Origin of the sequence: Euzebya rosea, assembly GCF_003073135.1 — a bacterium.
In the GTDB taxonomy this organism is placed as follows: Bacteria; Actinomycetota; Nitriliruptoria; order Euzebyales; family Euzebyaceae; genus Euzebya; species Euzebya rosea.
In genome coordinates this window covers 19954-35785 of record NZ_PGDQ01000001.1, presented here as the reverse complement: position 1 = coordinate 35785, position 15832 = coordinate 19954, and the positions used below count along the sequence as shown (strand labels likewise).

Annotated in this window: 12 protein-coding genes; 5 read left to right on the top strand and 7 right to left on the bottom strand. The window is 71.7% G+C overall.

What is annotated here, in order from left to right:
• Positions 1-96 precede the first annotated feature (96 nt).
• Complete coding sequence (locus CUC05_RS00150; RefSeq protein WP_170127870.1) at positions 97-1179, top strand: RNA polymerase sigma factor; 1083 nt, start codon at positions 97-99, stop codon at positions 1177-1179.
• Here the strand turns inward: CUC05_RS00150 and CUC05_RS00145 are convergent.
• The 6 genes from CUC05_RS00145 to CUC05_RS00120 all read right to left on the bottom strand — a co-directional run bounded on the left by CUC05_RS00145 (position 1157) and on the right by CUC05_RS00120 (position 9960).
• Entirely contained in the window at positions 1157-2254 is a 1098-nt protein-coding gene (locus CUC05_RS00145; protein WP_108664054.1) for a glycosyltransferase, read from the bottom strand. The two genes, CUC05_RS00150 and CUC05_RS00145, sit on opposite strands and share 23 nt — an antisense overlap.
• Positions 2251-4650 carry a cell wall-binding repeat-containing protein gene (locus CUC05_RS00140; RefSeq protein WP_108664053.1) on the bottom strand — a complete coding sequence of 800 codons (2400 nt, stop codon included), beginning with the start codon at positions 4648-4650 and terminating at the stop codon, positions 2251-2253. Before CUC05_RS00140 ends, CUC05_RS00145 begins: the two co-directional genes overlap by 4 nt.
• Positions 4651-5012: 362 nt before the next feature.
• A complete protein-coding gene (locus CUC05_RS00135; RefSeq protein ID WP_157965027.1) occupies positions 5013-5894 on the bottom strand; it encodes a glycosyltransferase family 2 protein in 882 nt (293 codons plus the stop codon).
• Positions 5891-6727, bottom strand: coding sequence for a dTDP-4-dehydrorhamnose reductase (gene rfbD / locus CUC05_RS00130; RefSeq protein WP_108664052.1), 837 nt, complete (start codon positions 6725-6727; stop codon positions 5891-5893). The genes CUC05_RS00135 and rfbD overlap by 4 nt, the downstream gene beginning before the upstream one ends.
• Entirely contained in the window at positions 6724-7731 is a 1008-nt protein-coding gene (rfbB, locus tag CUC05_RS00125; protein WP_108664051.1) for a dTDP-glucose 4,6-dehydratase, read from the bottom strand. Before rfbB ends, rfbD begins: the two co-directional genes overlap by 4 nt.
• 141 nt (positions 7732-7872) lie before the next feature.
• On the bottom strand, positions 7873-9960 hold the full coding sequence (locus tag CUC05_RS00120; protein WP_108664050.1) for an elongation factor G: 2088 nt from the start codon (positions 9958-9960) through the stop codon (positions 7873-7875).
• Between the two features lie 116 nt (positions 9961-10076).
• Between CUC05_RS00120 and rfbA the strand changes: the two genes are divergently transcribed.
• Together rfbA and CUC05_RS00110 are read left to right on the top strand one after the other, a co-directional pair.
• Entirely contained in the window at positions 10077-10967 is an 891-nt protein-coding gene (gene rfbA, locus CUC05_RS00115) for a glucose-1-phosphate thymidylyltransferase RfbA (protein WP_108664049.1), read from the top strand.
• A gap of 65 nt (positions 10968-11032) precedes the next feature.
• Positions 11033-11953: a cation diffusion facilitator family transporter gene (locus tag CUC05_RS00110; protein ID WP_108664325.1), complete on the top strand. Its 921-nt coding sequence runs from the start codon at positions 11033-11035 to the stop codon at positions 11951-11953.
• Between the two features lie 57 nt (positions 11954-12010).
• Here CUC05_RS00110 and CUC05_RS00105 read toward each other — a convergent pair whose 3' ends face one another.
• Complete coding sequence (locus CUC05_RS00105; protein ID WP_157965026.1) at positions 12011-13561, bottom strand: LCP family protein; 1551 nt, start codon at positions 13559-13561, stop codon at positions 12011-12013.
• A gap of 280 nt (positions 13562-13841) precedes the next feature.
• Between CUC05_RS00105 and CUC05_RS24355 the strand changes: the two genes are divergently transcribed.
• Complete coding sequence (locus CUC05_RS24355; protein WP_157965025.1) at positions 13842-14486, top strand: TIGR03089 family protein; 645 nt, start codon at positions 13842-13844, stop codon at positions 14484-14486.
• Positions 14487-14692: 206 nt separating this feature from the next.
• Positions 14693-15790 (top strand): ribosome small subunit-dependent GTPase A, encoded by a 1098-nt coding sequence (rsgA, locus tag CUC05_RS00095; RefSeq protein WP_108664046.1) that lies wholly within the window; start codon positions 14693-14695, stop codon positions 15788-15790.
• Positions 15791-15832 lie beyond the last annotated feature (42 nt).

The window sequence follows — 15832 nt, the reverse complement described above, 5'->3', positions numbered from 1 at the left end:
TCCGGGGCAGAAGTTCTGGGCGTCGGGAGGAAACATGGGTTGCACGGCGAACTCAACAGGGATGCCCCTGTACGCCGCCACCTCGTGGGTCCGCCGATGACCGCCCCCTGGCCCGCGCCGAACGAGATCGACGACGGCGCCCTCCTCCGCCATGCCGCAGGCGGGGACGAGGACGCCTTCGCACTGCTCTACCACCGCCACCGCTCGTTGGTGCACCGCGTCTGCGTGGCGCACGGCCCACGAGGGATGGCCGATGACCTGACCAGCGAGACGTTCGCCACGCTGTTCCAGCACGCCGAGCGGTTGTGGGACCGGGATCGGCTGGCCCCGTGGCTGGCCACCGTCGCGCGCAACACCGCCATCAGCGCGCTGCGCCGTCCGGTCGTCCACCGCGAGTCGTCGATGGCCGAGGTGCCCGCGCGGTTCGCCCAGGCCGACCACGCCGAGTCCGTCACGACCCGCATCGATGTGGACGCCCTGCTGTCCCACGTCAACGGCAGCGACGCGGCCATGCTGCGCGCGCACTACATGGACGGCCGACCGCTCGCCGAGATCGCTCGCGAGTTCGGCACCTCCGTGGGCGCGATCAAGGTCCGCATCCACCGGGCGCGTGGACGCGCCCGACGGACGGCGTTCGCCCGATCGCTGCGTGGGGTCGTCCCCGTGCAGGTGCTGACCTGGCGCACGCAGGTGGCCGACGTCCTTCGAGCGGACGTGTCGACCGTCGCCATGGTGCTCGCACCCGTCGCGGTGGTCGCCGCGATCGCTGGGGGCATCGCCGGCAGCGACATCGCGATCTCCGAACGGGCTTCGTCACCCGAGGGGGCGGTCACGTCCACGCTGACCCACCGCAGGCCGGGGTCGGCATCCCCTGCGGCCACGCAGTCCGCCCCGGTCGACCATCAGCGGGAGGCGTCCACCATCCAACCCCCGTCCGGGCAACGGGTCGACGACCCCCCGAGGGGGGCTCCCGACGATGGTCGCCCCGACGTGATCGACGTCCCCAGGGTGTACCTCAGCAGCGAACCCCCGGCGCAGGAGCCCGACAGCACGGTCGGGATCGCTGGCCTCGAGGTGGAAACGACCTCCCCCCCGGGCGTGTCGGACGCCACGCGCGAGCAGGCATGCGACGTCGTCGCCGTGGCCCCGGATCCGGTCAGCTGCCACAACGAGCGCTGAGGCGACCCGCCGAGCGACGATCCCCTCCACGACCGCCCCGCCAGAAGCCGGCGCCCCACGCGAGGTGCATCACCGCCAGCGCCACGCCGATCCGGACACGATCGCCCGCCGTCGACCGGTCGGCCCCGGCCGGATCGCCGGCCGGATCGCCAGCCGCCGGATCGCCAGCCGCCGGATCGCCAGCCGCCGGATCGCCAGCCGCCGGATCGCCGGCCGCCGGGTCGGCGGTCGCGGCGGTCGCGGCGACGGCGAGCAGCCATGCCGAGGGGACGACGGATGCCAGCCACGGCCGACGACCGGCCAGGACGACCGAACCGATCAACCCCAGCACCAGCGCCGGGGCGGCCAGCTGACGAGGCTGGATCGACCCGGGCGCGGTGGCCATGACATGGCGCTTCCAGCGGCCGAAGTCGTGGTACTGCGCGGCCAGGTCGATCCACCTGTCGCGGGGCTCGTGGGTGGCCTCCATGTCCGGGGTGAACCAGACCAGGCCACCGGCCTGCTCGATCCGGTGGCAGATCTCGTAGTCCTGGTTGCGGGCCAGGGAGGGGTCGTAGCCACCGACACGGTCCAGCCACGCACGATCGAAGACCCCGAGGTAGGCGGTCTCGCTCGGCCCCGAGGTGGCGCCCGTCCGGTGCCGTGCCCCGCCCGACCCGAGCCAGGTACCCATGGCTGCTGCGGTGGCGCGGCCGACCGGGGACGTGCCGACCGAACGCTGCAGTCCCCCGACGACCGCCGCACCCTCCTCCAACGCGGTCAGGGCCGCACGCACGTAGCCGGGACGAAACGTCGCGTGGGCATCCAGCCTCGCGACCACCCGGTGTGGCAGGGCCGCGATCCCGGCGTTGAGACCGGTGGGGGTCGCCCCGCCCGGGTTGTCCACGACGCTGACCGACGGATACGCCTCCGCCAGGCCCGCAGCGGCACGACCGGTGGGGGCATCGGCCGGGTCGACCGCGATCACGACGGCCCCCACGCCCTCGCCCAGCGCCGACTCGACGGCTCGGGCCAGCGTGCCCGCGGCGTGGCGGGCCGGGACGATGACGCCGACGTCGGCGGGACCGACGGTCACCGCCGGGCCAGCACCTGCTCCAGCTGGGTCTCCACCGTCGTCGAGATCACGCCGGTGCCGCCCACGACGACGCCGTCGGCAACCCGGCTGACCCGGGACTCCACGAACCTGGCGACGTCCGGGGCGTCGGCCATCGAGTCCCTCGGCGCCAGGACGAGCACGCCCGACCGCCGGGCGGCCAGCGCGCCCGCCGGCAGCGCGTCGGCGAAGCCGGAGGCCGAGGCGATCACGAGCGTGACGTCCCCGGTGCGCTGTGCCAGCGCCTCGTCGGCGACGGCGGTGGACGTCGAGAACCGGTTGGAGCCGGCCAGGCGTCGGACCTCGTACCCGAGGCCCTCGAGCTGGCTGACCACCGACGGTCCGATGACGGCCGTGCCGCCGATGATCGTGACGGTGCGGGCGCCCAGGTCCTCCAGCGCGTCGATGGTGGCGTCCTCGACCCGGTCGCGGCCCGACAGCAGGGTCGGCGGGCCGTCGACCAACGCCGCCAGGGAGGATGCGCTCACGGCGTCGGGCCAGTCCCCGGCCGGGGCCAGCGTGACCTCGTCGGCGGTCCCGACGGCGGCGCCGGCGATGGCGGCCGCCGTTTCCAACCGGTTGTCGCCGGCGAGGCGTCGTGTGGTCAGCCCCATGTCCGCCAGGTCACCACGCACGGCGGTCGACAGGGCGCTGTTGCCGCCCAGCAGCCATGCGGTCGTGGCCCCCAGCCGGCGGATCTCCACTTCGGTGGCCGGTGACAGCTCGGCGGTGCTCGACAGCAGCAGCGGCGCCTCGAGGCTGGCAGCGAGCGCGACGCCGGCAAGGGCGTCGGGGAACCTATCGGAGGCGGCGATCACGACATCCGACGCGGCGTCCCAGCCGAAGGCAGAGACCTGGACGGCGGTGCCGATCCGGTCGCTGGCCGCGACCCGGGCGATGCTGTCGGGCACCTCACCGGGGGGCGGCTGTGGGCTGGGGGTCGGGGTGGGTGATGGGGTCGGCTCGGGGTCGGGCCCACCACCACCGGGCTGGCTGCGCACGTCGACGAGCGTCGAGCGAAGGCCGAGCCGGGACTTCAGCTGGTCACCGGAGAGCACGACGGTGCCGGTGGTCCCGGTGACCTCCACGCCACCGTAGCCACGGCTCGGCGAGCCGATGCGACCGGCGGCACCGCGGGGCTCGAGCAGGCGCATCGACGTGGCCCTCCCCACTCCCGCGCGGCTCCCGAGCTCGTCGGCGGTGAAGGCGGCCGTCCAGCGGCGCAGCGGGTTGCTGCTGGCCAGGTCCCAACGGCTGTCGTCCACGGGCTGCACGTAGGGCAGCTCGCCGCCGAAGACGAATCGGGAGGACTCGGAGTGGCCACCGTGGCTGGAGGAGTAGAAGGTCTCGGCGATGCTGCCGTTGTGGGTCAAGATCTGCCCGGACGTGGCGTTGACGGCGTTGACCCACTTGCCCTGGCTGTCGGCGGACTCCAGGTCCCACCCCTCGTAGTTCTGGTCACGGGGTGTGGAGTACAGGTGGCACCGGCAGTCCGTGCGGATGCCGAGGGCCTGGATGCGGGCCAGGGCGTAGGACCGACCGCTGATGACCTGGGCCTGCAGGGTCGCGTCGGGCCACGAGATCGGCACCTCCGCCAGGCCGCGCAGGTACAGGTCCATGTCGGTGAACTCGAGCGTCAGGTACGCCTCGGAGGCGCCCGTCAGGACCGAGTCCAGCTGGAGGGTTCCCCAGCGGTAGGTGTGGCCGACCTCGGCGACGTGCACGCGGCGGTTCACCGACGGGTCGGGGCTGAGGACGGTGCGGAGGTTCCACTCCTTGTCCCCGCCCTCCCAGACGACCGCGCCGTTGCCGGTGTCGGTGATGCGGTAGGTCGCCTCGGGGGTGACGTCGACCCGCCATGTGCTGCCCTCGGGCTGGCTGGTCGGCAGGTCGGTGCACTCCCCGCTCTGGTAGTGGCACAGGCGGTAGGGGATCGTGCCGCGCTCTGCGGTGTAGGTGGCCTTCGGCATCCCGGTGCCCAGGCCGATGACCACGAGGTCGGGCTGCGGGACGGCCTGGATGGTCGTGCCCGGGAAGTAGGTGGTGAGGATCTGGGTCGCCGTGCACCCGAGCAACCCCGCGCCCTGGGCGCCGTACTGGCTCATCCCCGCGCCGTGGCCCCAGCCACCGCCCACGAGGACGAACTCCCCGCCGGGCAGCTCGGGGTCGGGGATCGCGCTGCCACCTGCCGGCATGCATCCCCCCTGGGCGAACTGGGCCGGCGGCGGGGTCCGGTCGACGTAGCCGGTGAGGTCCGTCGTCGGCGGTGCCCCCTGCCCGGCCATGGCTGTCGGCACGGACGCGAACACGCAAGCAAGCGCCATCACGACCAGCAGGGTCGCGCGGCGCACACGGGGAAGGGTGGCGGTGATTCGCATGTGACTGTTGTTAACGGCAGTGAAGTACTGAGCCTTAGTGTGACTCACGTTGTCAAGGCCCTCGAGCGGGATCATGGCCGCTCGTCAGCTGTGACGCTGCCGGTCATCCGACCGATACGCCCGGACGGCCACCCCGACCCCCGACCCCCGACCCCCCGACCCCCCGCCCGACGGATCTTGACCCAGGCGCAGACGGATTCGTACCCAACGGTCGCCCCTACGGCCTCGAACCCTGCGTCCAGCCGACGGATCGTGACCCATGTCGGCCACCCGACGGCCCCGAGTGGGTCAAGATCCATCAGCCAGGCCGGTGCCGGCCGCACCCCCGGGGACCGAAACGCCCAGGCGGAGGGGAGGGACGGTCAGGCGGCCTGGCCGTGGGTGCGACCGCGGAGCTGGGACCAGGCGATGACCGAGCCGGCCCAGCCGAGCAGGCCGAGGCGGATCAGGCCGCGGGTCAGCAGGCCCGTGCGGTAGCGGCGCGCGAAGAAACGGTCCAGCGAACGGGCGTGTTCGGCGACCATGCGGACCCGCTTGCGCCCCACCGACCCGCCGACGGCGTGCTGCACCTCGGCCACCGGCGTGAAGACGACGCGCCAGCCGGCCGTGCCGAGGCGCCAGCACAGGTCGACGTCCTCCACGAACATGAAGTAGGCCGGGTCGAAGCCGTCGACCTCCTCGAAGGCGGTCCGGCGGAGCGCCACGCAGCAGCCCGACAACCAGTCGACGTCGCGTTCGCTCTCGTGGTCCCAGTCGGTCAGGCGGTACCGCCGGGTCCAGGGGTTGTCGCGCCAGACCAGCCCGAGCAGCGCATGCCCGATCGCGGTCGGGATGTCGGGGAACGCCCGCGCGGACAGCTGCAGGCGCCCGTCGGGGAACACCACCTTGGGTCCCGCGGCACCGACGTCGGGACGGTCGAGCACGTAGGCCCCGAGCCGCGCGATCGATCCCGGGGTGAAGACCGTGTCGGCGTTGGTGACGACGACGACCTCGGCCTCGCACGCGCGCACGCCGACGTTGGCCGCACGACCGAAGCCCAGGTTCGGCAGGGCCACCCGTTGCACGTCGGGGTGGCGCTGGGACACCGCCGTGAGGGACCCGTCGTCGGACCCCGAGTCGACCACGACGATCTCGTCGGCACCCGCGTCGCCCAAGCTGTCCAGGCAGGTCAGCAGGTCGTCCCGGGTGTTGTGGTTGACCACCACGACGGCCGTCCGCGAGGAGGGCCGGTCGGCGTGGGTCACGCGATCTCCTGCAGCAGCACCTTCAGGGAGTCCTGCCAGTGCGGCATGTCGGGCAGGCCGACCTGGCGGGCCATCAGGTTGTCGAGCACCGAGTAGGCCGGACGGTGCGCGGGGGCCCCGAAGGACGCCGTGTCGGTCGGGGTCAGGTCGACGTCCAGACCGGCCTCGGCGAAGATCGCGGCGGCGAACTCGAACCAGGTGCAGTGGCCGCGGTTGGTCAGGTGGTAGGTCCCGGGCCGGCCGCTGGCGGCCAGCCGGCGGATCTGCGGTGCCAGGTCGAAGGTGAACGTGGGCGACCCGCACTGGTCGTCGACCACGCTGACCGCCCCGCGTTCGCGGCCCAGCCGCAGCATCGTCTTGGCGAAGTTCCCGCCGTTGGCGCCGTGCACCCACGAGGTCCGCACGATGTAGTGGCGGTCGAGGGCACGCCGGACGAGCTGCTCGCCGGCCTCCTTGGAGCGACCGTACATCGACCGTGGGTTGACGGTGTCGAACTCGGTGTAGGGCCGGCCGAGCGTGCCGTCGAAGACGTAGTCGGAGGAGATGTAGACCATGGCGGCGTCGACGGTCTCGCAGGCACGGGCCACCCACCAGCTGGCGGTGGCGTTGACCTGCCAGGCCGTCTCGGACTCGGTCTCGCAGGCGTCGACCTTGGTGAACGCGGCGGAGTGGACGACGAGGTCCGGACGGTGGTCGGCGACGGCGGCCTGCACGTCGGCCTCGCGGGTCACGTCCAGCGACGCACGGTCCAGCGCGACGACGTGGTCGTCGGCGAACGCGCGCTGCAGGTCGTGGCCCAGCTGTCCGCTGGCCCCGGTGATCAGGACCTTCACTGGCGGACCAGCCCCCGACGGTCCGACGCGCCGGCCTCCTTGAGGGGACGCCACCAGGCCTCGTTGGCGCGGTACCACGCGATGGTGGCGTCCAGCGCCTCCTCGAAGGTGTGGCCCGGCGTCCAGCCGAGCTCGCGGACCTTGGTGGTGTCGACGCTGTAGCGCAGGTCGTGGCCCGGACGGTCGGCCACGAAGTCGATGCGTGCGTCGGCGGCCTCGCCGGTCAGCCCGAACCGCTCGAGGATGGCGTAGGTCAGCTGCTTGTTGGTGATCTCGTTGCCGGCACCGACGTTGTAGACCTCGCCCGGCGTGCCCTGGGTCAGGACCAGCCACTGGGCAGCAGCGTTGTCGATGACGTAGGTCCAGTCGCGGATGTTCTGCCCCTCGCCGTACAACGGCACGTTCTTGCCGTCGATCAGGTTGGACACGAACAGCGGGATGACCTTCTCGGGGTAGTGGTACGGCCCGAAGTTGTTGGCCGTGCGGGTCACCGTCACCGGGTAGCCGTAGGTCACGTTGTAGGCGCGGGCCAGCAGGTCGGCCGCCGCCTTGGACACCGAGTACGGCGAGTTGGGCTCCAGGCCGTCGCCCTCGCGGAAGCTGTCGGGCTCCTCCACCGAGCCGTAGACCTCGTCGGTGGAGATGTGCAGGAAGTTGCCGATCTCGGCCTTGCGCGCCACGTCGAAGATCGTCTGCGCGCCGACGACGTTGGCGACCATGAACTCCGCGCCCCCGGTGATGGACCGGTCGACATGGGACTCCGCGGCGAAGTTGACCACCGCGTCGTGCCCCGGCAGGACCTCGCGCAGGTGGTCGCCGTCACAGATGTCGCCCTTGACGAAGTCGTACCGCGGGTCGTCAGCGAGGTCGGCCAGGTTGGCGGGGTTGCCGGCGTAGGTCAGCTTGTCGAAGTTCGTGATCCGAACATCGCTGTCCTGTGCCATGGCGTAGCGGATGAAGTTCGAGCCGATGAAGCCGGCCCCACCGGTGACGAAGATGCGCACGTCGACGTGCTCCTTGAGGGTGCTGCTGACCGAGCCAGGGTTCGACTCGGCAATCCAACGCAGGGTATCGGGCCGGCCGATCCGGCGATGCTGTCCGGCCGGGAGGGGCGGACGGGGCCACGCCCACCCCGTCCGGTCGGCTCATCCCTCGGTCAGCCGGCTGACCAGGTGCGCGGGCAACGGCTGGTAGCGGTCGTGCCGGGCGACGAACCGACCCCGGCCGTGGGTGAAGGACCGCAGGTCGATGGCGTACCGAAGGATCTCCGAGGTCGGGACCGACGCGAGGACGATCACCTCTCCGCCGTTGCCGAGCTCGGTGCCCTCGAGCTGGCCGCGACGTTGCTGCAGGTCCCCCATCACCTCGCCCTGCAGCTCGCCGGGGACGGTCACCTCCAGGTGGCTGATGGGTTCGAGCACGACGGTGCCGGCGTCGGGCAACGCCTCCTTCAGCGCGAGGGCGCCGGCCATCCTGAAGCTCATCTCGTCGGAGTCCACGGAGTGGTACTTGCCGTCGGTCACCGTGGCCTTGAGGTCCACCAGCGGGAACCCGTGGGTGCCGCCCCTCGCCATGGCCTCGGCGATCCCCGCCCCGACGGCGGGGACCAGCGACTTGGGGATGGCTCCGCCGACCACCTCGGACTCGAACACGTACCCCTCGCCCGGCGGGAGGGGTTCGAAGCGGACGTTGGCGACGCCGAACTGGCCGCGACCGCCCGACTGCTTCTTGTGCCGTCCCTCGACCTCCACCGTGCGGGTGATGGTCTCGCGGTAGGCGACCCTGACCGGCTCGGTCTCCAGCCTGACGCCGTACCGCCGGGCCATCCGGTCCAGCACCACCTGGAGGTGGGTGTCACCGGCGCCCCACAGGATCGTCTGGTGCGTCTCGTCGTTGCGTTCCAGCCGCAGCGACCGGTCCTCGGCCAGCAGCTTGTGGAGGGCGCCGCCCATCTTGTCCTCGTCCTGCGGGCTGGCGGCGACCAGCGCGACCCCGTGGACCGGCGGGACGGGGTCGGGCAGCGGGACCACCCAGCCCCGGTTGCCGTCCTCGAGCGTGTCGCCGGTACGCACGTCACCGAGCTTGGTCACTCCGGCGATGTCACCGGCGACGACGGTCTGGACGGGAATGTGCTCGCTGCCCCTCGTGGCGAGCAGGCCGTGCATGCGTTCCTTCTCGCCGGTGCGCACGTTGACCACGACGTCGTCGGCCCGCAGGGTGCCGCTGAGCACCTTGAACATCGTGATCTGGCCGACGTAGTCGTCGCTGCGGGTTGCGAAGACCTGCAGGAGCAGCGGGCCGTCGGGGTCGACGGGCATCTGGAACAGGTCGTCGGCGATGACGACCTCCGTGCCCGGCAGGTCGGCGGGCGCCGGGCCGACGTGGCAGATGAACTCCAGCAGCCGGTCGACACCGATCGGCTCGATCGAGCCGTCGTCCCGGGAGGCGGCCGCGGACCCGCACATGACCGGGAAGACCGTCCCGGCGTCCACGCCCTCGTGCAGCGCTGCCTCGAGCTCGGCGGGGGTGGGCTCCACCCCCTCGAGGTACGCCTCGAGCAGCGAGTCCTGGGTCTCCACGACGTCCTCGACCAGCGCCTCGTGGGCGGCGTGCTCCCGTTCGGCGATCTCGGGCGGCAGCTCGTCGGTCTCCACGGCGCGCCCGCTGTCGTACAGGAAGGCGTGCTCGGTGATCAGGTCCGCCACCCCGTGGAAAGCTGCTTCCTCGCCGATGGGGATCTCCACGAGCTCGAAGCCGTCGCCGAAGTGCTCGCGCACGTGGGCGACGGCCCGTTCGTAGGACGCCCGGGTGCGGTCCATCTTGTTGACGAACACCATCCGTGGACGGTCCATGGCTGCGGCGGCGCGCCACAGCAGCATGTCGCCGGTCTGCACACCCGCCGTGGCGTCGACGACGAAGACCGCCAGGTCGGCGATCCGCAGGCCGGTCAGGGCCTCCTCGCGGAAGTCGGCGTAGCCGGGGGTGTCGATCAAGTTGATCCGGTAGTCGTCTGACCCGACGCGATGGTCGATCGGGACAACGGAAAGCCGCACGGACTGCGTGCGGCTGTGTTCCTCGGGCTCGGCGTCGGTCGTCGCCGTGCCGTCCTCCACCCGGCCGAGGCGGGTGACCACCCCCGCCCGGTACAGCATGGCCTCGGCCAGCGTCGTCTTGCCGTTGCCGGCGTGACCCACCAGCGCCACGTTGCGGATGCGATCGGCTCGGTGTCCCATGCAGGCGCCCTCCTGTGGGTGAAGTTGGCTCAGGGGCAACGTACCGCCGGTGTCAAGGTGCCCGGGGCGATCGCACAGGGGGCAACACCGTCCCGTTGTTGGTACAACCCGATGCCATGAAAGGCATCATCCTCGCCGGCGGGCGGGCCACCCGCCTGGGCCCGGCCAGCCGTGGCACGTCCAAGCAGCTCATGCACGTCTACGACAAGCCGCTGGTGTACTACCCCGTCACCACGCTGCTGCACGCGGGCATCAACGAGATCCTGGTGATCTCCACACCCGAGCAGATCGACGCGTTCCGGGCGTTGCTGGGCGACGGGTCTGCGTGGGGCTGCGCCTTCTCCTACGCGGTCCAGACCGAGCCACGGGGCCTGGCCGACGCGTTCGTGGTCGGTGCGGACTTCATCGGTGACGACGACGTCGCGCTGATCCTCGGCGACAACATCTTCTACGGCTACGGCCTGGGCGAGCAGCTGCAGCGCTACACCTCCCCCGACGGGGCAGTCGTGTTCGGGCTGTGGGTGCCCGACCCCGAGCGCTACGGGGTGCTGGAGTTCGGCGAGGACGGCTCGGTCGTCGCGGTGCACGAGAAGCCCGCCGACCCGCCGTCGAGCTACATGGTCCCGGGCCTGTACTTCTACGACAGCTCCGTCGTGGAGATCGCCCGCACCATCGAGCCGAGCGCGCGCGGCGAGATCGAGATCACCGCGGTGAACAACCACTACCTGTCGCAGGGGAAGCTGGAGGTCGCCAAGCTGCCCTTCGCGACCGACTGGTTCGACGTCGGCACGTTCGACGCCATGCTCGACGCCCAGAACTGGGTGGCCGGGCAGCAGCGGCGCAAGGGCTTGCTGATCGGCGCCCCGGAGGAGGCCGCCTACCGGGAGGGCTTCATCGACGCCGACCAGCTGCGGCACCTGGCCGAGGCCGAGGCGTTCTCCGGCGACCTGGCCAAGAGCGGGTACGGCGAGCAGCTGCTGCGCTTCCTCGACTTCGAGACCGGCTGACCCCGGGACCGATCGGGCGCCGTCGTGATGTGGTCGAGGCGGCGCCGGGCCATATCGTGGTGTCGATGGGGATGGGTCACGACCACGGCACCACCTCGGCCGCGCACGCGGGCGAGGCACATCGCGGTCGGCTCCTGCTCGCGACGGCGCTCATCGGCGGGTTCTTCGTCGTCGAGCTGGTCGGCGGGTTGCTCACCAACTCCCTGGCGCTGCTGTCGGATGCGGCGCACATGTTCACCGACGTGCTCGGCATGGGCATGGCGCTGGCGGCCATACAGGTGGCCAGCAGGGCGGAGCGGTCGCCCCGCTGGACCTTCGGGTTCTACCGGCTGGAGATCCTGGCCGCGCTGGCCAACGCCGCGCTCCTGTTCGGTGCGGCCGGCTGGATCCTGTGGGAGGCCGTCGGCCGCCTGACCGACCCACCCGAGGTGCTCGGCACGCCGCTGCTGGTGGTGGCCACCATCGGCCTGCTCGTCAACCTGATCGCCTTCGCCATCCTGCGACGGGGTGCCGAGGAGTCCCTCAACATCGAGGGTGCCTACCTCGAGGTCCTGGCCGACACGCTCGGCTCGGTCGGCGTGATCATCGCCGCCGTCGTCGTCAACACGACCGGGTTCACCCTCATCGACCCGATCCTGGCGGTGGGCATCGGCGTCTTCGTCCTTCCGCGCACCTACCGGCTGGGTCGCAAGGCCCTGCGCATCCTCATCCAGGCCGCGCCCGAGGGGATGGACGTCGATGCGCTGGAATCGGCACTGGCTGCCCTCGACGGTGTCGAGCGCGTGCACGACCTGCACGTCTGGACCCTGACCTCGGGCATGGACGTCGTGTCGGTGCACCTGGAGATGTCACCCGGCGCGGACAGCCATGACGTCCTGCATCTGGCCCGTGACCTGCTGGAGCACGACCACGGCATCACCCACGCCACCATCCAGACCGAACCTGCGGCGCACGCGGAGTGCGAGCCGCAGGAGGTGCACTGGTGAGGAGCCACTGACCCAGCCAAGCGGAGCCCTCAGCTCGTCTTTCGGGGACTCAGCGCCTCAGCACTCGATGTCGGACAGCTCCGCGCCGGCGAAGACCTCCTCGCTGGCGTCCTCGGCCGGTGCCTCCGACGCGGAGGGGGTCTCCGACACCGACTCGGTCGGGTCGGGTTCGGGGGCGAAGTCGGCGGGGTCGAAGCCAGAGCCGAGCAGCAGCTGCAGCTCGTCGATGTCCTCTGCGCTGGGGCTGATCATCACGCCGCCGAGCTGCTCGGCCAGCAGCTGGGCGTGGTCCTCCCGTCCCTCGGGGTAGAGGATCTGGGAGTTCGTGAAGCCGTAGTTGGGCGCGTTGCCGACCTCGGCGACGGTGAAGCCCAGGGCCTCCAGCACATCAGCGGTCTCCTGCCCGGTCCCCTCCGGAGCCTCGCCGTTGAGCACGCGCACCGGGACGACGTTGGACGGGCCCAGCTCGATGGCGCCGCCGTCGGTGCCGACGCCCTCGGGCAGCAGGTCACCCTCACGGAAGGCCCGGAACAGCGCATCGGCCTCGTCCTCGAGCAGGCGAACGACGTCTGCCTCACCCCACTTGCTGTTGTAGCCGGGGACGGTCCGGCCGTCGACGGCACCGGAGGAGATGCCGCGCACGGAGTTGAGCAGGTCGATCATCTCGCTGGCGCCGAAGCCCCGGTCGGTCTCCAGGGAGTCCGAGACCGAGCTGACGAGGCTGGTCACCCGCGCCGGGTTGAGGAGCGTGCCGACCGAGGTGGCCTTGTTGACCATCTCGCGGGCGAACCGCTGCTGCCGGGCGATGCGGCCGAAGTCGCTGTCGAGGCGGCGGGCACGCACGAACTGGATGGCGGTGACGCCGTCGAACTCCACGCAGCCCGAGGGGATGTCGAGGCCCGAGTAGCGGTCCTGCAGCGGTTCCTCGATGTAGAACGTGACACCGCCGAGGGCGTCGACGGCCTGCACGAACCCGGCGAAGTTCACGCGGGCGTAGTGGTCGATGTGGATGCGGGTCAGCGCGGTGATCGTGTCGATCAGGCACTGCGCACCACGCCCTTCGCCCTGCTGCTCCCCGATGTAGAAGGCCTGGTTGATCCGCCCCGTCGAGCCGTCGCAGCGCTCGACCAGCAGGTCGCGAGGGAACGACAGCATCGCGGCCGCGTCGGTGTTGGGGTCGATCTGCAGCAGGATGATCGTGTCGGTCAGGTCGGTCCCGGTGTTGTCGGTACCGATGGCCTGCAGCTGCTCCTGCGACAGTCCCTCGCGGCTGTCGGAACCGACGAGGAGGATCGTGGTGCGGTCCTCGAGGTCCTCGATGGAGGGCAGCTCGAGCGGCGCGTCGGCATCGTCACCGGCGGAGAAGCCGCTGGTGCCACCCTCGGTGTTGATGACCAGGTCGAGGTCACCGATGTTCTGCTGTGCGCGCCACAGGATGAAGGCGTAGTAGCCACCCGTGAACACCGCGAACGCCGTGACGACGGAGACCACGAGCATGCCGAAGCGCAGCCAGTCGACCCCTCCGTTGCGCGGCTTGCCGCCGGCGACGGTCGGTCCGAAGACACCGGGCGCGAGGTCGCCCGCACGCTCGGGGGTGGTTGCGGCCACGGCTGGCTTGGCCCTCCAGGGTCATCGGGACGGGGTCGCAGGGATCCGTCGATCGGGAAGCAGGAAACGGTCGGTCGCGGCACGAGGCTGGGAGGCATGGCCAGCGGACACCCGGCGATCGTATCGTCGTCGCCCCGCCGGCACGCGGAACACCCGGCCGATGGGGAACGCCTCGCCGGACCCACGGTCGTCACACAGCAACATGTGGCGCACTGATGCATCCGCTCGTGGACCCCATCGAGCGCGGACGGACGGCGCATCACCACTACCCTCGGCGGCCATGACGATCCACGACGCCCTGACCCGTCACGCCCGTCAGCTGGGCCACTCCCCCGCGGTGGTCTTCCGCGACGCCGACACCGGCGAACGGACCGAGCTGAGCTGGGCGACCCTGCACAACTGGGCGTCCAAGGGCGCCAACCTGTTGCTGGACCACTTCGACGCCGGCCTCGGGGCGCACGTCATGCTCGACATGCCGGCCCACTGGATGGCCCCCGTGCTGTGCCTGGCCACGTGGGCGACGGGCGCCACCGTGGTGGTGGGCGGTGCTGCCGACGTGCATGTCGTGCACGAGGCCGACCACCCCGAGGACGGCGACCTCGTGGTCGGGGTCGGGATGGGTGGACGGCCGATGAGTCCCGTGCCGGCCGACGCGCTGACCGTGGTCGACGTGCTGGGCCAACCCGACGACTTCGTGGACGACCCCGGCGACGAGGGCGCGTGGGCGATCGGCGGGCGGACCCAGGCCACGTTGCTCGCCGAGGGCCTCGACGGCGGCCGCATCCTGCACGCCGCCGACCGGGTCGACGAGGCGATGGTGTTCCTCGTCGCACGGACCCTGCCGGCGGGGACGGCGCTGGTGATCGCCCGCGGGTACGACGAGGCCGGCCTGAAGCGGGTGGCCACGGAGGAGAAGGTGGCGTAACGTCGGTCTCGGCAGACACGTTCGGATGTCGTGCCCCGTCGAGCAGCGCAGGAGGTGAGGACCCCATGGAAGCCATCTGCTTCGCCATGCCCGTCCGTCCCTCCCACTCGACCACGGGCGCCTGACCAGCCGACGCACATCGGCTCCGCACGGGCGCTCGTCACGCCCGAACCTGCTCGAGGAGCACTGCGTTGTCCGAACCTGTCATGCCCGAACCTGTCATTCCCGCCGTCGGTGAGCCCGACCGCACCCCGTCCCTGTCCACCGTCGGGTACGGCGGCCCCTGGCCGGCCCTGCTCGACTCGATCGATCCCGATGCCGCGCACGGCCGGGTGGTCCGCGCCGACCGCGGGGCCGCGACCGTCCTGACCGCCCGGGGCCACGTCCGCGTGACCTGGACCCCGGCGACGGCCCCGCCGGTGACCGGCGACTGGGTCGTCGTCCATCCCGACCCGCACGCGGGCCCCGACCACGGGCTGCTCGCCGGCATCGCCACCCGGTCGACATCCATGACCCGTCCCACCACCCATGGCCAGCGCTCGTCCAACGATGCCGATCAGGTCCTGGCCGCCAACGTCGACCTCGTCGGGGTCGTCGCGGTTGCCAGCGAGGACCCCAACGTCCGTCGGCTGGAGCGCGGCGTGGTCATGGCCTACGAGTCCGGCGCCCAGCCGCTGGTCCTGCTGACCAAGGTCGACCTGGTGGGCCGTCGCGACATCGCCATCGCCAGGGCCCAGCAGGCCGCGGTCGGTGTCGAGGTCCTGCCCGTCTCACCCCTCACCGGTGAAGGGGTCGACGAGCTGCGCGAGCGGCTGGCCCCCGACCGGACGATGGCGCTGCTCGGCGCGTCGGGGGTCGGCAAGTCGACCCTGACCAACGCCCTGGTCGGCGAGGACGTCCTGGTCACCCAGGACGTGCGAGCCGTCGACGGCAAGGGGCGTCACACCACGACCCACCGCGAGCTGGTCGCCCTGCCGGGCGGCGGCGCGGTCCTGGACACCCCCGGCCTGCGCACGCTCGGCCTCGGCGTCGTCGAGGACGGCATGGCCGCGGCGTTTCCCGAGATCGAGGAGCTGTCACCCGGTTGCCGCTTCGGTGACTGCCGCCACGACGCCGAACCCGGCTGCGCGGTCCTGTCCGCGCTCGACGACGGCACGCTGGACCCCGACCGGTTCGAGGGCTGGAAGCGCATCCGGGCGGCGTCGGAGAACGCCGCCCTCCGCGCCGACATCGCCGCCTACCGCCAGGCGACCCGGTCGTGGGGCCGCACGTACCGCGACGCCCAGTCGATCAAGCGCCGCTGACCGCACCCGCCATCGTCCCGTCGCCCGCCCCCGGGCGGGCGA